We start from the raw sequence: 18,724 nt of genomic DNA, 5'->3' as shown, positions 1-18,724 counted from the left end.
CATGTCGCCCACCAGGCTGTCCACCGTCGTGCTCGACGCACACGACGCGCATGAACTCGCCGGCTTCTATCTGCGGCTGCTCGGGTACGAGGTACGCGCCGAGGAACCCCACTGGGTGCTCATCGGCCCCCCGCCCGGCACCGGGGGCACGTCCCTCGCCTTCGAGACGGAACCCGCGTACGTCCCGCCCGTCTGGCCCGGCCGCGACCCCGGCGACCAGCAGATGATGCTGCACCTCGACATTCAGGTCGACGACCTCGGAAGCGAGACCGCGCGGGCCGTCGCGGAGGGGGCCAGGCTCGCCGAGTACCAGCCCCAGGACGACGTCCGGGTGCTGTTCGACCCGTCGGGACACCCCTTCTGCCTGTGGCAGGCTCAGTAGACGAGCGCCTGCGTCCCGTCCGCCATCGCCTCCTGCACGAACACCTGCGCCCCCGCGATCCGTACGCCCTCGATGACGTCCTTCTCCGTGATGTCGCGCCGGGCCGCGCACTGGGTGCAGAGGGTGAGCCGGCCGCCGGCCAGGACCGACCCGATCAGGTCGGGCAGCGGGGCCGCGTGCGGCAGCTCGAACTCGGCGGCCCGGCCCGGCAGCGCGAACCACGCGGACTCCCCGGTCAGCCACAGCGACACCTCGACCCCGCTGGCCACGGCCACCGCCGCCACCGTGAACGCCTGAGAGCACCGCTCGGGGGCATCGGCCCCCGCCGTCACCTTGATCACGAGCTTCTTCGCCATGCCTGAATCGTAATCAGCCCGTCTACAACTGCCCGCGTTGTCCATGAGTCAGCTGTGACACATGTGAATGAGGGGGATGCTGTGGAAGAGCCCGAGAGGGTTGACGAAGCGGTGCCCGCGGGGCGGACGCGCCGCCGGGGTCGTACCGCGACGATGATCGCCGCGGCCGTCGTACTGGGCGTCGTCGCGGGCGTGTGCACCGGGTACGTCGTCCAGGCCGGGCGCGAGCCCACCGCGCTGCCGCCGCTGTCGCAACCCGTGCTGCGACAGGCGAAGGGCGAGGTCGAGCCGCTGTCGGCGGCGCGGGACCGCGGGGTGAAGACGCACGGCGACCTCCGGAAGCTGCTGCTGTCCCGGCCCAAGGGGGCGGCGGACGGCCAGTTCTCGGCGGGCAACGACGGCTGGGAGGACATCGCGTCGTACGCGGACCGGTACGAGAGGCCGGACAACGCGTTCAACAACCTTGTCGACGACGAGTTCCGTCGGGTGGCGGTCACCTCGTGGCGGGTGGGCGACACGTACGAGGTCGGGATCGCTCTCGTGCAGTTCCTCCAGGAGAGCAAGCCGGCCGCGTCGGAGTGGGCCGAGCACGACCACTACTGGGCCGCGAAGGGGGACGACACCCGCAGCTGGTCCATTCCGGGGACCGGGGACGGGAGGGCGTACGTGCACACCTCACCCAAGCGGAGGGCGGGTTACCTCCCGCTGTACCGGGCCGAGGCCTACGCCTGGCGCGGGGACGTCTGCGTGGAGGTCTGGGTGAACGACAGCAAGCCGATCTCCAAGGCGAAGATCATGGACCTGGCCCAGCGACAGATGGGGAAGCTGTGAGAGCGCGTACCGGCCGGGTCGCGGCCGTCGCCGGATCCGTGGTGCTTGCGGGCGCGCTGGTCGGTGGCGTCGGCTACACCGTGGTGAGCGTGCGGGACGCGGACCGGGCGCCCGAACAGCCGACGTGGCGGTTCCCGGCGGCGGCCAAGGCCGAACCGGACGCGAAGCCGGCGTCGGGGCTGCGCGCGCTGTTCCTGCCGTTCGGCACCGACGGCTACAACCGCGGTCCCGACCTCGCGGAGTTCGGCCCGGACGCGGCGTTCAGCGGGGCGCAGGCCACGGCCCTGAGCAAGGAGTCGGTCAAGGAACTGCCCGCCGCGACCCGCCGGGAGATGGAGAAGCTGATCGACAAGCAGCGCATCCAGGGCATGGGGATGCGGAGTTATGTCGTCGGCCGGGAGAGCTACAACAAAGTCGACGCGATCACGTTCGACGTGACGTTGACCCGGCTGGCGGACCGTACCGCCGTACGCCGGATGGCGACGTCCTTCAACACGTACCTGGACGCCACGGACGTCTTCCGCAGGGGCCCGGAGATCAAGGGGCACAAGGGTGTGCGCTGCTTCCTGACGCCCAAGGGCGGCGACGACGAACTGGGCGGCGCGTTCTGCACCACCTCCGTGGGAGATGTGCTGGTCAACGTCACCGCGGACGGGCCTGGCCCGCTCGACGGCGACTTCGTCGCCAAGTTCTTCGCCGCACAACTCGACCGTATCGACGACCCGGGACAGTCCGTATGACCGACCAGCAGCACCAGCCGGCCACCACCGAACCGAACCGGGCGGTCGGCTCCGAGCCGGGGGAGCCGATCGAGCCCGCGGAGCCCACCGCCCCTGAGCCGTCATCCGCCCAGGCCCCGGACGGGCCGGTGTCCGTCGACGTGCCCGCCGTCGACGTGCCCGTGCCCGTCCCGCCGCCGAAGGACCGGCGGGTGTTGCGGGCCGTGTCGCGGTGGGTTGCCGTGGTGGCCGTGTTCGCTTCCGTGGGGGCGGGGACGGCGTTCGGGATCGCGGGGATGGAGCGGACCGATCTGCCGGGGCTGGCCACCGAGTCGGACGGGCGGTGGGTGTACCCGGAGATCAGCAGGGCGCCGCTGCCGTCCGGCAGCCCGGGCCCGTTCGACACCGGGAACTGGGCCGCCGCCCACTACGCGGACCTGCGCGCCCTGCTGCTGCCCGCGCCCGAGGGCGCCACGGAGGACAAGGCCCTGCGCGGCGCGGACGGCTGGCTGGCGACGAAGGACTTCCTGACGGTGTACGCCGAGAAGGAGGACCGCGACGAGGTCGGCCAGCTCCTCACCGACTACGGGCTGCGGCATGTCGCGGCCCGTGGCTGGACCACCGAGGACGGCACCCGTACCGGCATCTACCTGCTGCAGTTCGACACGGGCGCCGTCGCCGACGAGGTCTACGGGAACCTCACCGACTACGACGAACCCGCCTTCGCCGCACGCGGTGCCGCGGACACGGACTTCGACGACGGGTACCCGACCGCCGCCGACGTCGAGGGGGTCTCGCGCTACTCCTACGACGAGGTGAAGCCGTACGGCGCCGAACACGTGCGCCAGGCGTATCTGCGCGCGGGTGACGTCGTCGCCGTGGTCGTACAGTCCCGCAAGGGGGAAACTGCCGCCGTCCCCTTCCAGCAGACGGTGACCCTGCAGAGCCAGCTGCTGGGCTGAGCCCCCTCGGAGGAAGGGCCGGGCCCCGGCCGCGTAAGCTGGGGCCCGGCCTTGCACACGCTCATCCGAGGAGCACCCGTGGAGACTTTCTTCGAAACCCTGCTGGTCCTGGTCTGCGTCGGCGTGCTCGCCTTCGCCGGTCTGACCGTGAAGAAGCTGTACCAGGGCCAGCGCTGACCCACGTCTAGGAAGACCAATGATCGAGATCCCGTCCGACCTCCACAAGGACCTCGTCCCCCTCGCCTTCCTGCTGGGCACCTGGGCGGGCGCGGGCGTGCACGACTTCCCCGGCTCGCAGAAGTGCAACTTCGGGCAGGAGGTCACCTTCACCCATGACGGCCGGGACTTCCTGGAGTACCACTCCCACACCTGGGTCCTGGACAACGACGGCAACAAGGTCCGGCCCCTGGAGTCCGAGTCCGGCTTCTGGCGGATCGACGGCGCCCGCAAGGTCGAGGTCACGATGACCCGCGACGACGGCGTCATCGAGATCTGGTACGGCGAGCTCGCCGCCAAGCAGCCGCAGATCGACCTGGTGACCGACGCCGTGGCGCGTACCGCTGCCTCGCGGCCCTACACCGGGGGCAAGCGGCTCTACGGCTACGTCAAGAGCGACCTCATGTGGGTCGGCGAGAAGCAGACCCCCGAGGTCGAGCTGCGCCCCTACATGTCGGCCCACCTGAAGAAGGTCGTCACCCCGGAGGACGTCGAACGCTGGGCCAAGGCCCTTCCGGACGACATGCCGGACGACGGGATCGCTTTCTTCAAGTAGTCCTAGACTCTGTGGTGTGGTGAGCACCGACTGGAAGAGCGATCTCAGGCAGCGCGGCTACCGGCTGACGCCGCAGCGGCAGCTCGTGCTCGAAGCCGTGGACACTCTTGAGCACGCGACCCCCGACGACATCCTCGGCGAAGTACGGAAGACGGCGTCGGGGGTCAACATCTCGACCGTCTACCGGACGCTGGAGCTGCTGGAGGAGCTGGAGCTGGTCAGCCATGCCCATCTCGGGCACGGCGCGCCGACCTACCATCTCGCCGACCGGCACCACCACATCCATCTGGTCTGCCGTGACTGCGACAACGTCATCGAGACCGATGTGGCGGTGGCCGCCGACTTCACGGCCAAGCTGCGCGAGACCTTCGGCTTCGAGACCGACATGAAGCACTTCGCGATCTTCGGCCGCTGCCAGGACTGCTCGTTCAAGCTAAAGACTTCAACTACCGAGTCGTAGGCTAGGTACATGAAGAGCCCTCTGCTGACCCTGCCCGGCGCCGTCCCCGCCGAGGGCGTGGACGAAAGCGTCGCCGCCCACTACGGCGACCTGTTCCGTGAGCAGCGCGCCCTCGCCGACGGCACCGGATTCGTCGACCTCTCCCACCGCGGAGTCGTCGCCGTCACCGGCGAGGACCGGCTGAGCTGGCTGCATCTGCTGCTCACCCAGCACGTCAGCGACCTGCCGGTCGGCCGGGCCACCGAGGCGCTGATCCTCTCCGCGCACGGCCACATCGAGCACGCGCTCTACCTGGTCGACGACGGCGAGACGGTCTGGGCCCATGTCGAGCCCGGCAGCCAGGAGGCGCTGATCGCCTACCTGGAGTCGATGAAGTTCTTCTACCGGGTCGAAGTCGCCGACCGGACGGACGAGTTCGCGGTCCTGTACCTGCCCGCCGGCTCCATCGCCGAGGTCCCGGACGGGGTCGTCGTACGCGAGACGTCGTACGGCCGTGATCTCTTCCTGCCGCGCGCGGACCTGGAGGCGTACGCCGGGAAGGCCGGTCCCGCGGCCGGGATCCTGGCCTACGAGGCACTGCGCGTCGAGCAGCACCGCCCCCGCGTCGGCTTCGAGACCGACCACCGCACGATCCCGCACGAGCTGGGCTGGATCGGTACGGCGGTGCACTTGCAGAAGGGCTGCTACCGGGGGCAGGAGACCGTCGCCCGGGTCGAGAACCTCGGCAAGCCGCCGCGCCGGCTGGTCTTCCTCCACCTCGACGGCAGCGAGGTCCACCTCCCCGTCGCCGGCACCGAGCTCCGCGTCGCCGACGAGGCCCCCGACGGTCGCAAGATCGGCTTCATCACGACGTCCGTACGGCATCACGAGCTGGGCCCGGTGGCGCTCGCCCTGGTGAAGCGGAACGTACCGGTGGACGCCCCGCTGATCGCCGGTACGACGGCCGCCGCCCAGGAAATGGTGGTCGAGCCCTAGATCTCCAGCAGCACGGTGAACGGGCCGTCGTTCGTCAGCGCGACCCGCATGCGCGCGCCGAACCGGCCCGTCGCCACCGTCGCGCCGAGGGCCCGCAGCTGCGCCACGACCTCCTCGACGAGCGGCTCGGCGACCGGTCCGGGAGCGGCGGCGTTCCAGGTGGGGCGGCGGCCCTTGCGGGCGTCGCCGTACAGCGTGAACTGGCTGATGACCAGGAGGGGCGCGTCGATGTCGCTGCACGACCTCTCCTCGTGCAGCATCCGCACCGACCACAGTTTGCGGGCGAGCTGGGCGGCCTTCTCCTTGGTGTCCTCGTGGGTGACCCCGACCAGGACGCACAGTCCCTCGCCGGTGATCTCCCCGACCGTCTCGCCGTCCACCTCGACACTCGCGCCGTCCACGCGCTGCACCACCGCTCGCATGCGGACCATCATGCCGGGTGCCTCGCACGCACGTGCGCAGGGCCCATTTTTGCTCCTTAAGGCACTATCTGGGGCCGTTCGGGGGGACTCGGTCACATAGCGGCGACTTGGGGTGGCACGATGCTTCCACCACGCGCCGGTCGAGGGGACGGTAGAGGGACACCCATGAGCACACCGAGTACCGGGCGGCCGGCCACACACCGGCCGCCCGCCCAGCGCGGCGACAGTCCCGCACTGCCCGCGGAACCGCCCGAGCACGATCTGGGCCGGCTGAGCCTGCCCGAACTGCGCACCCTGCGCCAGGGCGCCCAGCGCGACGAGGCGGACCTCAGCTACGTGCGCCGGCTGCTGCAGGGACGTATCGACATCCTGCGCGCCGAACTGGCCCGGCGTTCCCCGACGGGCGCCGCCTCCGTCGTCGACCGGCTGCCGGAGATCCTCACCGACGCCCCGGCCCGCCACCGCTCCTCGGCCCGCCATGTCACGCTCGGCACCCCGCACAGCGAGGAGTACGGCCGGCTGGCCGCCGACATGCTCTCCGACGTCGAACTCTCCGACCTCGGCGCCCGCACCGACCCCGAACTCGACACGGCGATGGCCCGCCTGGTCCGGTACGAACAGCAGGTCTCCCGGTGCCGGCAGCGTCTTCAGCGCACGGCCGACGACTGCGGCGCGGAGATCACCCGCAGATACCGGGAGGGCGAGGCCCAGGTGGACGACCTGCTGGTGTAGCCCGTCCTCGGGAGGAGGGAAATTGCGGCGACAGTCGTCCTGGCCCGCACCTACCGTGACGCCATGGACGTCCGCCTCATCACCGACCCCGAACTGCCGGCCTGGATCCGCGCCCTGAACACGGGCTTCCTCCGCCCGCCGAACCCCACTCCGCAGGCCCTCGCCGACCGTAGGACCTCGCTGGCCGACTCCGGCTCCCGTACCTACGGCGCCTTCGACGAGGGTGCCTGTGTGGCCACGTTCCGCTCCTTCCCGCAGGAGCTCACGGTGGTGGGCGGCGCTTCCGTCCCCGCCGACGCCGTCTCCAACGTCACCGTGTCGCCCACCCACCGCCGGCGCGGCCTCCTCACCCGCATGATGGCCGAGGACCTGACGGCGGCGAAGGACCGCGGGGACGTCGTCGCCACCCTCATAGCCGCCGAGTACCGGATCTACGGCCGGTACGGCTTCGGCCCGGCCACGACCATGACCGAGTGGACGATCGACGTCGCCCGTGCCGGTCTCGACCCGCGTGGCGAGGTCCCCCTGAGCGGCGGCCGGATCGACCTGGTCGACGGCGAGGAGGTCCGCAAGCTCGGCCCCGGGCTGCACGACCGGCTGCGGCGCGCCCAGCCCGGCGCGGTCAGCCGGCACGAGCGCTGGTGGGACATGAACACCGGGGTGCTGAACGTGAACGGCCGTGACTGGGCCGAGCCCTTCCACGCGGTGTACCGCTCGGCGGACGGCGAGGTCGAGGGCATGGTCGCGTACGGCTCGGACGACGAGTGGACCGACGGCAAGCAGCCGTGGAACACCGCCTCGGTGCACTGGCTGCTGTCGGTGACCCCGGCGGCGGAGCGCGCCCTGTGGCACTACCTGTGCTCCATCGACTGGATCGCCCGGGTGAAGTCCGGCTGGCGTTCCCCGGACGACCTGCTTCCGCTGCTCCTGCCGGACCCGCGCGCGGCGAGCATCACCACGCAGGCGGACTGGCTGTGGGTGCGGCTGCTGGACGTGGTGGCGGCCATGGAGGCGCGGACGTACGACGGGACGGGCGCCGGTCTGGTCCTGGAGGTGGTCGACCGGGCGGGGCCGGCCGGCGGGCGCTTCGCGCTGGACGCGGGCGCCGAGGGCGCGTCCTGTGTGCCGACGAGCCGCAGCGCCGATCTCACGCTGGACGTGGCCGAGCTGGGGTCGCTCTGGTTGGGCGACCAGTCGGCGGTGCGGCTCGCGGCGCTGGGCCGGATCAGGGAAGAACGAGCGGGCGCCGCCCGACGGGCGGACGCCCTGCTGCGCACGTCCGGGCGGCCTTGGTGCCCGGATCTGTTCTGAACCTCCCTCGGGTAGCGGGATCGGTGTCTGTGCATCCGTAGCTGTTCAGTTGTGGCTGTGCGTGCGATGTTCGGTTGTGGCTGTGCGGCGATCTGCAGTTGTGGCTGTGCTCGGTGCCGGCTGTCGGGCTCCCGGCTCCCCTCCGGAAGGGAGCTCGATCAGCCAACCGTCTGGAATTTTTACCAGGTTAGCGAAGTTGGCAGCCAACTTCACTGTACTTATGTCCGCTTGGAAGCGTCTTATAACCATCTCTCTTTGAACTGCCCAAAGATGGCGGGAAGTTGTACTGTTCGGACGTGGAGCCGGAACATGCCTCCGTCAACGGTCGGAGGAGGGCGGAACGGCCGCAGCGTTCGCACCGCGAGGTGGCCGACGAGCTGCGCACCCGCATCAGAACCGGGGTGCTGCGGCCGGGCGAACGCATGCCCACGCAGGCCAGGCTGGCGGACGAGTTCGGGGTGGAGCGCGGTGCCGTACGCCAGGCGCTGCGGATCCTGGAGTCGGAGCGCCTGCTCACCAACGTCTCCAAGGGAAGCCCGGCGACCGTCGCCCCCCGGTCCGACGCGGCCGGCCCGCTCATCGGCCCGGCCGCGACCCCGCTGCCCTCGATGGCGGCCCTGCCCCCGCGGATCACGGAGGCCTTCGCGGCGGATCACGTGCAGGTGGACGCCCTCTGTCTGACCGCGGTCTCGCTCACGGCCGCGATCGGCGAGGCGATGCGTCAGATCCATGCCGAACGACTGAAACCGGCCAAGATCGACGTCCGGGTGCTGCTGCCCTCAAGGAACATCGAACTGGCGTTCCCGACTCCGGTGGACGTCTCGGCCACCGAGCGGCTCCAGCGGCACTGGCTGGCCCATCGCAACGCCCAGGGCCAGGTGCTGCGGCACAATCTGCTGACGCTGCGCTCCACGCACGGCATCGATGTCGACGTCACCTTCCGCGCGCTGCCCTTCACCCCGCCCGTGAAGTTGTACGTGCTGAACGGCACGGAGGCGCTGTTCGCGTACTACACGGTGAAGCGCCGCGAACAGACGATCGATCAGGAGCACCTGGAGATGTACGACGCGGAGGGCACGCGGTCGGTCCTGTTCGCCTTCGAACAGGGCGCCGGACCGCGCGACTCGGCTTTCGTGGAACAGTCGCGCCTGTGGTTCGACGCGCTGTGGGACACGATCAGCTCGGAGCTGCTGCTCACGAGCTGACGGCGGGCCCGGTGGCCAGAAGGGCGAGGATCACGGCCCCGACCGAGCTGATGGCCGGGCTCTTGACCTTGATGCCGACGCTGAGCAGCAGCAGACCCACGGCGCCTGTGGTGCCGTACTTCCACTGGATGGTCTGCTCGACGCCGACCACGACGACGGCGGAGACGAGGGCGAGGACGGGCATGGTGTTTCCCCCCTTTCGAAAGCACTGGAAGCGAAGCACCTACCAACTTCCTGCAACTTCGCTAAGTTGGTAGCCAACTTCATCTATGTTGTCCCCACTTGGCAACAACCTCTAAACAACTTTCAATCAACTCCCTTTAGATGGATCTAAGTTGTACCGTTTGGTCGTGACCCAGGAGAGCGTGGCGGAGAGCGTGGCAGTGAACGGCAACAGAAGGGGGGCCTCGCCCCAGGAGATCGCCGACGTCCTGCGGGAGCGGATCCGCGGCGGCGACCTCAAGGCCGGCGACCGTTTGCCCACCCAGGCCGAGCTCGCCGACGAGTTCGGCGTCGAGCGCGGCGCCGTACGCCAGGCCCTGCGCGCACTCCAGGACGACGGACTGCTCACCAACGTCAGCAAGGGCAGCCCGCCGCGCATCGCCGAACCGCCCGCCCCCGGTCACGACGAGCCCCAGCCCACCATGGTCGGACTGGCCCCCCGCCTCACCGCCGCCTTCTCCGCCCCGCACGTCCGCATAGACGCGGCCTGTCTCACCGCGGAGAGCCTGATCCCGGCCCTCGGCGAGCCCCTGCGCCTGATCCACGGCGGTGTGATCCACCCCCAGAAGATCGACGTCCGGATCCTGCTGCCGTCCCGGGACATCGCGCTCGCCTTCCCGGTCCCGGTCGCCGGCCCCACCGCTGACGACGACCCCGTCCACCAGCGCTGGCTGGCCATGCGCAACGCCCAGGGTCACGTCCTGCGCCACAACCTCCAGACCCTGCGCTCCCACGGCATCGACGTCGACATCACCTTCCGCGCGCTGCCGTTCACCCCGCCGGTGAAGCTGTACCTGCTCAACGGCACGGAGGCGCTGATGGCGTACTACATGGTCACGCGCCGCGAGGAGCGCCCCGACACGGGGCCGCCGCTCGACATGTACGACGTGCTGGGCACCGAGTCCCTCCTCTTCTCCTTCGAGAGGTCGGCAGGCCAGCGCGACGCCGCCTTCGTGGAGGAATCCCAGAAGTGGTTCGACGCCCTCTGGGAAACCATCACGACGGACCTGACACTCTCCTAGTGACCTCTGATACGACGCAGACTGAACAGGTGGCAGCCGACAGCGGGTACGAGAAGCGGAACGAGACCGCGGATCTACGGGAGTCGATCACGCGCGCGAGGGTCGTCCTCTGGGACTTCGACGGGCCGATCTGCCGGCTCTTCGCCGGCCACTCGGCGGAAGGGGTGGCCGACGGCCTGGTGGAGTGGCTCGAAGGGCGGGGCCTGCACGGCCTGCTGACGGATGCCGAGCGCGAGTCGCTCGATCCGCACGCCGTCCTGCGTGCCGTGGCCCGCAGACATCCCGGCAGCGATCTGGTGGCCGAACTGGAGGAGCGTCTCACCCAGGAGGAAATGCGGGCCGCGTCCTCGGCGATGCCGACGGCGTACGCCGACCCCCTGATACGCACCTGGGCGGCCCTGGGCCTGCGCCTGGCGATCACCACCAACAACTCGCCCCGGGTGGTGGCCAAGTACCTCACCACCCGCGGCCTCAACTCCTGCTTCGCCCCGCACATCTACGGCCGCACCCAGGAACTCCACCTCCTCAAGCCCCACCCGCACTGTCTGCACCGCGCCCTGCGCGCCACGGGCTCCGCCCCCGACACCGCCCTGATGATCGGCGACACGCCCTCCGACTTCCTGGCCGCCCGCGGCGCCGGCGTTCCCTTCCTGGGCTACGCGCGTAACCAGGACAAGGAGAAGGCACTGCGCGGAGCGGGCGCGACGACGGTGGTGAACTCGCTGGACGCGGTCCTACGACTCGTCAGGGATCAGGCCTGACTCACGAGGATCATCAGCGCGACCGCCGCCGTCACGGCCAGGCCGTTGTGACGTGCCCGTACGCCCGCGCCGAGCATGATCAGAAGAACCAGGCCCGCCGTACCGAACCTTGCCTGCGCCAGACTGCCCAGGGCGAGGCCGAGGAGTTCCCGTGACACGGACCACAGGAGCATGCCATTCCACCTCCTTGCCGGTGTCAGTGAAGTTTGCAACCTCCGGTCCAATTGGACTGGTTGCCGCCTCGCGTGGGATTTTCCCGGCCTCGCTGATCCTTAATCGGCCGACCCTGCCTGAGACTTGACGGTCAGTGGTTTGGCAGTGGACCGGGAGCGGTACGGTCGCCCTGTGGACGCACAGCAGGGCGCCGACGTCGGCGGCAGGGAGTTCCAGCGGGTCGCCGACGATCTGCGTGCCCGGATGACCGACGGGACGTATCCGCTGCGCTCCTTCCTGCCCTCCCAGCGGGACCTGGCGGAGGAGTACGGGGTCTCCCGGGACACGGTCCAGCGCGTCCTGCGGGAACTGGGCAACGAGGGCTGGATCGAGTCCCGCCAGGGCAGCGGCTCGCGGGTGGTCAAGACGCAGCGGATCCAGTCCTCGACGTCCAAGGCCACCAGACAGCGCCACGGGGCGACCCTCGGACCACTGCTCAGCGAGGCGTTCGAACAGCCGGAAGTGACCCTGGACGTCTACACCCTGACGTCCGAGTCCCTGGACGCGCACATCCGGCTGCAGGCCGAGCGGATCCGTGGCGGCTCCATCACTCCCCAGCACATCGGCCTGCGGATGATCCTGCCGGCCGAGGACCTGGAGCTGCCGTACCCGAGGGTCAAGGAGGACAGGGCGGACCCCCGGCTGCGCGACCGCCTGCTCAACATCACGACCCGGCACACCAACTCACTGCGCGCGGTACTGAAGGACCTGAAGACCGAGCACCTCGTGCCGTCCGTCGAGGTCCGGATCCGGCACGCGTCCCTTACGCCGGCCTTCAAGCTCTACCTCTTCAACGGCACGGAGGCACTGCACGGCCCGTACGAGGTGATCCAGCGGCAGATCGAACTGGATTCCGGGGAGGAGATCACCGCGCTCGACGTCCTGGGTCTGGGCGCCACGCTCACCCATCATGTGAAGGACACCGACGCGAACTCGTCGGGAACGGTCTTCGTCGAGACCTGGCAGTCGTGGTTCGACTCGGTCTGGAATCTTCTCGCCGAATAGCCCGGACCCGTGCGCTAGCATTCCCCAATCGTCCGAGCAACCACTCCCGTCTCATCCGTATAGGTACGAGACGGCGAACAATCCAGGCTCGAACGGCCTCGACCGTTTGCCCCACCCACCCAGCACGACTTCCGGAGCGGCCAGTGGTCGACCACTTTGTTCCCCCTCGTCATCCCGGGGAACGAGCCGCCGAGGACGTGTCCGACAGGGTCTTCCGGGCCTTCGTCCGGGACGCGGAATCGACCCAGGCATCCAGCGGACACCACAACCGCAACTATGTGCTGCCGCTCACGGAGAGCGCGGCCCGGCTGGTGGGCCGCGCGCCGGGCACACCGGTGACGGTGCGCGTCCGGCGCGCCGACGCCCTGCCCGTGGTGATCAGGACCTGGCAGGACGAGGCCGCCGTGCTCGGTGCCCTGCGGGGGGTCCTGCCGCACGCGCCCCAATGCCTGGGCAAGAGGGACGGGTACTCCATCCACAGCTATGTGGAAGGCGTGCCGCTCTCCACCATCTGCGGAAACGGTAAACCGGTCGACACCCTGCTGCTCCAGGCGCTGGCCGGGCTGCTGGCCCAGATGACGCAGGTGCGCCGGGCGGCGCTGCCGCAGCTGCCGTACTCCTGGCCGGCCAACCACAGCGACAGCCAGGCTTTTCTGAAGACCCTGGCCCGCCTCGCCGACGAACAGATCCGCAGGCCCAACTGGGCTGAGTTCGGGGGACTGTTCAAGGCGCTGGGCATTGCCGACGACGCCCTGCTCCGGTTCGCCGAGCGGGTGCCCGCAATGACCCGGCGGCCGTACAGCCTGCTCCACGCGGACCTGCACAGGGACAACCTGATCGTCTCGTACGACGGCTCTCCGCCCCTCATCTGCGTCGACTGGGAACTCGCGACCTACGGCGATCCCCTGCACGACCTCGCCACGCACCTGGTGCGCATGCGGTACCCGGACCACCAGTGGTCCGAGGTGATCGGCGCGTGGGCCGCGGCGATGCGGGGGTTCCGTTCCAGCGCGGTCAAGGGGCTGACCAAGGACCTGCGCCACTACCTCGACTTCGAGCGCGCCCAGTCCGTCTACCCGGACGTCATGCGGGCCGCCTGCTCGCTGCGGGAGTCGTTCACGCAGAAGCGCCTGGATGAGGCGACGGTGGAGGTGCACCGGGCGCTGCGGGCGGCGGAGGAGCCGCTGCGGCTCAGGAACGTCCCGGCGGAGGGTGAGATCGAGCGGGCCCTCTTCCGCTGGCTGGCGTCCCGCGGTGACGGCGACGTCGGCGGCCGGTACTGGATCGCGAAGGCCGGCTACTGGCGGCCGGATCCCCGCTTCGGGGAGCATCCCGACTTCCCGCACGCCGCCGTACGGGAGGCGCTGCTGGCCGAGGGCGCGGCGCCCGCGGACCGGGTGTTCAAGGGAACCGCGCACCTCAACTCGGTGGTCTGCGTCCGGGACACGACCGTGGTCGTCCGCCGCAAGCTGCCCGACGTCTCCCGGCGTGAGCCCAAGTACCTGAGCGAGCACGTCGTGCTCTGGGCGATCCAGGAATCGGGTGCCCGGGTCGCGGCGCCGAGGGTCCTCGCGCTGGGCCAGAGCTACCCGAACGACTCATTCGCCATCCACACCTACGTCGGGACGGGCCTCGACGAGCCGCCACGCCACCCCGTGAACGGCCTTCTCCCGCACGAGGCGGACGCCCTCGTCGACCAGCTCTGCGCGCTGACCGCCGTGGACCACACCGTGGTCGCCCCGGCGGCCGGTGAGACCGACTTCTACGAGTGGCTGAAGGAACAGCTCGTCGATCTGGTCCGCAACCTGCCGAAGGAGTCGCTGCAACTCGCCCGCACGCTCGGGCTCCCCGACGACTGGCGGCTGAGGGAGATCCTCTCCCGGCACCGGCTGAGCCCCCGCGCGCCGGCCCTGCTGCACGGCGACCTCAATCCGTGGAACCTCGTCCAGCGTGACGACCCACTGGCCCTGACCCTGATCGACTGGGAGATGGCCCTGGTCGGCGACCCCCTCTACGACCTGGTCCGGCACATCCACCTGACGCCGACCCGCCCGGAGATCAGGGAGCGCATGTTCGCCCGCTGGGAGCAGAGCCTGAGCCCCGAGTACACCAGGAACTGGCGGCAGGACTGGCTGGTCTACCGCTGGATCGAGATCGTCCGCTCCGCCTACATCGACCTGGACCGCCTGGTGACCGGGGCCAGCCTGGACGCGCCCAACGTCCGGCGCGCGGTGGACTCCTACGCGGGAACCCTCGCGGCCGCCACCGCCTCACTGGGCCTCCCCATGCCGGCCACGGCGAACCCCTATCTTGCCCGCGCCCTGGCGTAGGTGGACCATGTCCTGGGACCGGACACATTCCGGTTGAACTCCGTTCCATCCAAGGACATATGACGCCCCATCGGGCGTACGGCGCGAGGGGGACGGCCATGTCCGCGCGGGGGAGCCGAACGACGGGCGCCGGGGGTGTGGGCCAGGCGCTGCGGCGCTACCAGGACCGTCTGGAGCCGGTGGTCACCAGGGTCCTGCTCATCGGCATCTTCGTCACCGGGCTGACCGCCCAGTTCGTCAAACCGGTCGGCGACGCCATGGAGGGCAAGGCGTATCTCGGCGGCGCCCTCCTCAGCCTGGTCGGCTACGTGCTCTACGACACGGTGAAGGACCTGTCCTCCTCGCTGCGCCTGCCCACCCGGGGGCAGGTGAAGTCGCGGGAGCTGGGCGCCTTCGTGAGCGACGCCTTTCGCGCTCGGGCAGTGGACATCAGGTTTCTCGGCTACACCGGGGAGACCCTCTACAACGAGCTCTACCACCGCCTCGAAGGGTTGATCGAGGACCCCGGCCCGACCCGGCACGTCACCATCCGGGTGCTCATCCCCGACTTCGCCCAGGCCATGACGGTCCCGTCGAGGGTCGGCGAGAGGGGTGTCCCCGTGGACGACCCCGATTTCCGCAAGCGCCTGGAAGGCAAGTGCCAGGAGTACGACGAGACGCTGTCGGGGCTCGCCGAGCGACTGACCGCCGAGGGACGGGTCAACGCCCGGTGCGAGTACCGCGTCTACCCGGGCATCCCGAGGGACAAGATCTGTATCTTCAACCGTGAGCTGGTGCTCCATGGGCTCTACGACGTGATCGCCCGTACGGTGCTGCGCGGGGCGGCTCCCGAGTACTACGACCCCAAGGGCTACCGCACGGACCTCAACGTCTGGTCCCTCGAAGGGTCCGAGGACTCCAAGGCCCTCATCGCCACGTGGAACAGGCACCTCGACAATCTCTGGACGCTGGCCGCACCCCCGCCGTGGCGCGGTCCCGCTCCCGCCTGAACCCCGCCACGGCTGCCGTAGGCTCCCCGTCATGAGCGACGTGCGCGACACCGGGCTGCGTGAGCTGAAGAAGCGGCGGATGTATCAGGACGTGTCGGAGATCGCCGTCCGGCTCTTCCTGGAGCGGGGGTTCGACGCGGTGTCCGTCGCCGAGGTGGCCGCCGCGGCCGAGATCTCCAAGCCGACGCTCTTCCGGTACTTCCCGTCGAAGGAGGACCTGGTCCTGCACCAGATCGCCGACCACGAGGAGGAGTCCGCCCGGGTCGTCGTCGCCGCGCGAGAGGAGGGGGTCGGGCCGCTTCCCGCCCTGCGCCGGCACTTCCTCGCCGGGCTCGCCGCCTCCGATCCGGTCACCGGGCTCAACGACCATCCGGCCGTCCGCGCCTTCTACGACATGCTCTACGGCACCCCTTCCCTCGTCGCCCGTCTCCACGGCTACCTGGAGCGCTCGGAGACGGCCCTGGCGGAGGTGCTCGGCGGCGGTCTCGACGCCCGGCTGGCGGCCGGCCAGATCATCGCCGTACGGCGGATCCTCGCGGAGGAGAACTGGCGGCGGATCGTGGCGGGGGAGGCCGTGGAGGACGTACGGCGGGACGCGGAGGCGGCGGCGGAGCGGGCGTTCGCGGTGCTGGAGGCGGGGCTGCCGGAACTCCGCTGAGCGTTACTTGGTAAAAGATGTAACTCGGTTACGTTTTTGGTTAACCTTGCTGCATGACGTCCGCCGATCTCACCGCCCGCGAAGACCTCACCGCCGCCCTGCACCGCGAACGCGCCCACCACGACGTCTGCCGTGCTGCTCTCGCCGCGATGATCGAGGGTGCCGATCAGCAGGTGGTCGTCGGGGAGGACGTCTCCGCTTCCGGGGCGGACGCCGAGGTTCTCGGGTACGGGTTGCGCAGCCGCGCCAAGGCGCTGCACGAGCTGCCCGAGGGGCCGTTGTTCTTCGGGCGGCTGGACTTCGTGGGGCAGGGCCCCGGGCATCACATCGGCCGGCTCCGGATCAGCACGCACCCCGCCGCCCCGCCCCTCGTCGTCGACTGGCGCGCCCCTGTCTCCCGTGCCTTCTACCAGGCCAGCACCCGCGACCCCCAGGGCGTCGCGATCCGCCGCCGCTTCGGCTGGGCCCCGGGCAGCCGCGGCGACTCGACCGACCTGACGGGGATGGAGGACGAGTACCTGACGGTGGGGGAGCCGGCGGCCTCGGTCGGCCTGGGGGAGCCTGGGGGTCCGGGCGGTCCGGGGGAGGTGTCGGTGGCGGGGTCGCCGGCGGGCTCGGGTGGGTCGGGGGAGGTGTCGGTGGCCGGGGAGCCCGCGGTGCCGGGGTCGGGTGAGGGGTATCTGGCTGCGGGGTCGGTGGGTGCGGCGCGCGGTGGGGCTGTGGGTGGGCAGTCGGCGGCGCCGGGTGTGCCGCCCTCCGGGGCCGAGGGGTCGGTCGGTGGGGCTGCGGGTGGGCAGGTCGTGGTGGCCGGTGGGTTGCTTTCGCGCGAGCTCGAGCGGCCCCGGGTCGGGCCCATGCGGGACATCGCGGCCACCATTCAGCCCGAGCAGGACGACCTCGTGCGCGCGGCGCTCGCCGACTCGGTCTGTGTGCAGGGTGCCCCCGGCACCGGCAAGACCGCCGTCGGCCTGCACCGCGCCGCCTACCTCCTCTACACCCACCCGCAGCGCATCCGCCGCGGCGGTCTGCTGATCCTCGGCCCCAACCGCACGTTCCTCTCCTACATCGCCGAGGTGCTGCCCGCGCTCGGCGAGACAGGCGTACGGCAGTCCACCCTCCGGGACGAGATCGCCCGCCACCCGGTCAAGGGGGAGGATCCCGACACCACCGCCGCCGTCAAGCACGACGGGCGCATGGCGGAGGTGCTGCGCCGGGCGGTGTACGGCAGGGTGACCACCGGGCCCGCCCAAGAAGTCGCGGTGCCCGACGGGTCGTACCGCTGGCGGGTCGCGGGCCACGAGGTGGCCGGGATCGTGGCCGGCGTGCTCGCCGAGGAGCCGCCGTACGAGGTGGGCCGGGAGCGCGTCCGCAGCCGGATCGTGCGGCGGATCCAGGAGCGGGCCGAGCGCCGCGCCGGCGCGCTCCCCGCCGCCTGGCTGCGCCGGATCGAACGCGCGCGGGCGGTCAGCGCGTGCGTGGACGCGGTGTGGCCGAAGCTGCGCCCGGAGGAGGTGCTGGCCGAACTGCTCGGCGACCGGGAGGAGTTGGCGCGGGCGGCGGACGGGCTCCTCGACGAGGAGGAACAGGCGGCGCTCGGCTGGTCCCGCCCGCCCCGCTCCCCGCGCTCCGCGCGCTGGTCGGCCGCCGATCTCGTCCTGCTCGACGAGATCGGCGGCCTCCTCGAACACCCGCAGGGGTACGGCCATGTCGTCGTCGACGAGGCCCAGGACCTCTCCCCGATGGAGTGCCGGGCCATCGCCCGCCGCGTCCGCTTCGGCTCGCTCACGGTCCTCGGCGACCTCGCGCAGGGCACCACCCCCTGGGCCGCCCGCTCCTGGCCGGTCCAACTGGCCCACCTGGGCAAGCCGGACGCGACGGTCGTCCCGCTGACCGTCGGCTTCCGTGTCCCCGGCGCGGTCCTCGCCCTCGCCGACCGCCTCCTCGACCGCCTCGGCACCGACGTGCCGCGCGCCCGTTCGCTCCGCCGCGACGGCGCCCTGCGCATCCGCCGCGCGGACGGCGCCGCCGACCCGGTCGCCGCCGTCGTCACCGCCGTACGCGAGGCGCTCGCGCACGAGGGGTCGGTGGGGGTCGTGGCCGCGGACGCCGAGGCGTCCCACGTGCGCGAGGCCCTCGACGCGGCCGGTCTCACCCCGTCCCCGCGGATCACCGTCATCCCCGCCACCCTCGTCAAGGGCCTGGAGTACGACCATGTCGTCGCCGTCGAGCCGGCGGCCATCGCGGAGGCCGAGCCGCGCGGCCTGAACCGGCTGTACGTCGTCCTGACCCGCGCGGTGTCCCGACTGGACGTGGTGCACGCCCGGGCGCTTCCCTGGTGACGTACGGGACGCCCGGGGCTGATGTGACGTAGGTCACCGGAACTCGCCTGCTCCGACA

21 protein-coding genes are annotated in these 18,724 nt (G+C 70.7%); 17 read left to right on the top strand and 4 right to left on the bottom strand.

The window, feature by feature from the left end:
* Position 1 precedes the first annotated feature (1 nt).
* The gene (locus ACFPIH_RS39970; RefSeq protein WP_381182892.1) at positions 2-382 is read left to right on the top strand and encodes a VOC family protein; all 381 of its coding nucleotides are present in this window, start codon (positions 2-4) and stop codon (positions 380-382) included.
* Here ACFPIH_RS39970 and ACFPIH_RS39965 read toward each other — a convergent pair.
* Complete coding sequence (locus ACFPIH_RS39965) at positions 376-738, bottom strand: DsrE family protein (RefSeq protein WP_381182894.1); 363 nt, start codon at positions 736-738, stop codon at positions 376-378. The genes ACFPIH_RS39970 and ACFPIH_RS39965 overlap by 7 nt on opposite strands.
* 81 nt (positions 739-819) lie before the next feature.
* Between ACFPIH_RS39965 and ACFPIH_RS39960 the strand changes: the two genes are divergently transcribed.
* The 6 genes from ACFPIH_RS39960 to ygfZ all read left to right on the top strand — a co-directional run bounded on the left by ACFPIH_RS39960 (position 820) and on the right by ygfZ (position 5,457).
* Entirely contained in the window at positions 820-1,569 is a 750-nt protein-coding gene (locus ACFPIH_RS39960) for a hypothetical protein (protein ID WP_381182896.1), read from the top strand.
* The gene (locus tag ACFPIH_RS39955) at positions 1,566-2,309 is read left to right on the top strand and encodes a hypothetical protein (protein WP_381182898.1); all 744 of its coding nucleotides are present in this window, start codon (positions 1,566-1,568) and stop codon (positions 2,307-2,309) included. The genes ACFPIH_RS39960 and ACFPIH_RS39955 overlap by 4 nt, the downstream gene beginning before the upstream one ends.
* A complete protein-coding gene (locus tag ACFPIH_RS39950) occupies positions 2,306-3,250 on the top strand; it encodes a hypothetical protein (protein ID WP_381182900.1) in 945 nt (314 codons plus the stop codon). Before ACFPIH_RS39955 ends, ACFPIH_RS39950 begins: the two co-directional genes overlap by 4 nt.
* Before the next feature lie 196 nt (positions 3,251-3,446).
* The gene (locus ACFPIH_RS39945; protein WP_381182901.1) at positions 3,447-4,022 is read left to right on the top strand and encodes a heme-binding beta-barrel domain-containing protein; all 576 of its coding nucleotides are present in this window, start codon (positions 3,447-3,449) and stop codon (positions 4,020-4,022) included.
* Between the two features lie 16 nt (positions 4,023-4,038).
* On the top strand, positions 4,039-4,482 hold the full coding sequence (locus ACFPIH_RS39940; RefSeq protein WP_381182903.1) for a Fur family transcriptional regulator: 444 nt from the start codon (positions 4,039-4,041) through the stop codon (positions 4,480-4,482).
* A gap of 9 nt (positions 4,483-4,491) precedes the next feature.
* The gene (gene ygfZ / locus ACFPIH_RS39935; RefSeq protein WP_381182905.1) at positions 4,492-5,457 is read left to right on the top strand and encodes a CAF17-like 4Fe-4S cluster assembly/insertion protein YgfZ; all 966 of its coding nucleotides are present in this window, start codon (positions 4,492-4,494) and stop codon (positions 5,455-5,457) included.
* Here ygfZ and dtd read toward each other — a convergent pair.
* Positions 5,454-5,879, bottom strand: coding sequence for a D-aminoacyl-tRNA deacylase (gene dtd, locus ACFPIH_RS39930; protein WP_381182907.1), 426 nt, complete (start codon positions 5,877-5,879; stop codon positions 5,454-5,456). The two genes, ygfZ and dtd, sit on opposite strands and share 4 nt — an antisense overlap.
* 165 nt (positions 5,880-6,044) lie before the next feature.
* Here dtd and ACFPIH_RS39925 point away from each other — a divergent pair, with 165 nt between their 5' ends.
* The 3 genes from ACFPIH_RS39925 (at position 6,045) to ACFPIH_RS39915 (ending at position 9,127) form a co-directional block, all read left to right on the top strand.
* The gene (locus tag ACFPIH_RS39925; RefSeq protein ID WP_381182909.1) at positions 6,045-6,611 is read left to right on the top strand and encodes an RsiG family protein; all 567 of its coding nucleotides are present in this window, start codon (positions 6,045-6,047) and stop codon (positions 6,609-6,611) included.
* A gap of 63 nt (positions 6,612-6,674) precedes the next feature.
* Positions 6,675-7,922, top strand: a complete 1,248-nt coding sequence (locus ACFPIH_RS39920) for a GNAT family N-acetyltransferase (protein ID WP_381182911.1) — start codon at positions 6,675-6,677, stop codon at positions 7,920-7,922.
* A gap of 296 nt (positions 7,923-8,218) precedes the next feature.
* Entirely contained in the window at positions 8,219-9,127 is a 909-nt protein-coding gene (locus ACFPIH_RS39915) for a winged helix-turn-helix domain-containing protein (RefSeq protein WP_381182913.1), read from the top strand.
* Here ACFPIH_RS39915 and ACFPIH_RS39910 read toward each other — a convergent pair.
* The gene (locus tag ACFPIH_RS39910) at positions 9,117-9,311 is read right to left on the bottom strand and encodes a hypothetical protein (protein WP_381182915.1); all 195 of its coding nucleotides are present in this window, start codon (positions 9,309-9,311) and stop codon (positions 9,117-9,119) included. The two genes, ACFPIH_RS39915 and ACFPIH_RS39910, sit on opposite strands and share 11 nt — an antisense overlap.
* A 160-nt stretch (positions 9,312-9,471) precedes the next feature.
* Here ACFPIH_RS39910 and ACFPIH_RS39905 point away from each other — a divergent pair, with 160 nt between their 5' ends.
* The gene (locus ACFPIH_RS39905) at positions 9,472-10,371 is read left to right on the top strand and encodes a FadR/GntR family transcriptional regulator (RefSeq protein WP_381182917.1); all 900 of its coding nucleotides are present in this window, start codon (positions 9,472-9,474) and stop codon (positions 10,369-10,371) included.
* 29 nt (positions 10,372-10,400) lie between these two features.
* A complete protein-coding gene (locus ACFPIH_RS39900) occupies positions 10,401-11,132 on the top strand; it encodes an HAD family hydrolase (protein WP_381182919.1) in 732 nt (243 codons plus the stop codon).
* On the opposite strand, the gene ACFPIH_RS39895 is transcribed toward ACFPIH_RS39900, so the two are convergent.
* Entirely contained in the window at positions 11,123-11,305 is a 183-nt protein-coding gene (locus ACFPIH_RS39895) for a hypothetical protein (RefSeq protein ID WP_381182921.1), read from the bottom strand. The genes ACFPIH_RS39900 and ACFPIH_RS39895 overlap by 10 nt on opposite strands.
* 172 nt (positions 11,306-11,477) lie before the next feature.
* On the opposite strand from ACFPIH_RS39895, the gene ACFPIH_RS39890 reads away from it, so the two are divergent.
* The 5 genes from ACFPIH_RS39890 (at position 11,478) to ACFPIH_RS39870 (ending at position 18,666) form a co-directional block, all read left to right on the top strand.
* Entirely contained in the window at positions 11,478-12,350 is an 873-nt protein-coding gene (locus ACFPIH_RS39890) for a winged helix-turn-helix domain-containing protein (protein ID WP_381182923.1), read from the top strand.
* Between the two features lie 197 nt (positions 12,351-12,547).
* Positions 12,548-14,680, top strand: a complete 2,133-nt coding sequence (locus ACFPIH_RS39885) for a phosphotransferase (protein ID WP_381182925.1) — start codon at positions 12,548-12,550, stop codon at positions 14,678-14,680.
* Positions 14,681-14,778: 98 nt separating this feature from the next.
* On the top strand, positions 14,779-15,669 hold the full coding sequence (locus tag ACFPIH_RS39880) for a hypothetical protein (RefSeq protein WP_381182927.1): 891 nt from the start codon (positions 14,779-14,781) through the stop codon (positions 15,667-15,669).
* A gap of 40 nt (positions 15,670-15,709) precedes the next feature.
* Entirely contained in the window at positions 15,710-16,327 is a 618-nt protein-coding gene (locus ACFPIH_RS39875; RefSeq protein ID WP_381183021.1) for a TetR/AcrR family transcriptional regulator, read from the top strand.
* A 53-nt stretch (positions 16,328-16,380) separates the two neighbouring features.
* A complete protein-coding gene (locus ACFPIH_RS39870) occupies positions 16,381-18,666 on the top strand; it encodes a HelD family protein (RefSeq protein ID WP_381182929.1) in 2,286 nt (761 codons plus the stop codon).
* The last annotated feature ends 58 nt before the right edge of the window (positions 18,667-18,724 follow it).

Source organism: Streptomyces vulcanius, assembly GCF_042653945.1.
Classification (GTDB): Bacteria; Actinomycetota; Actinomycetes; order Streptomycetales; family Streptomycetaceae; genus Streptomyces; species Streptomyces mangrovi.
Note: the sequence above shows the minus strand (reverse complement) of the source record. Positions and strands in the feature narration are given on the sequence as shown.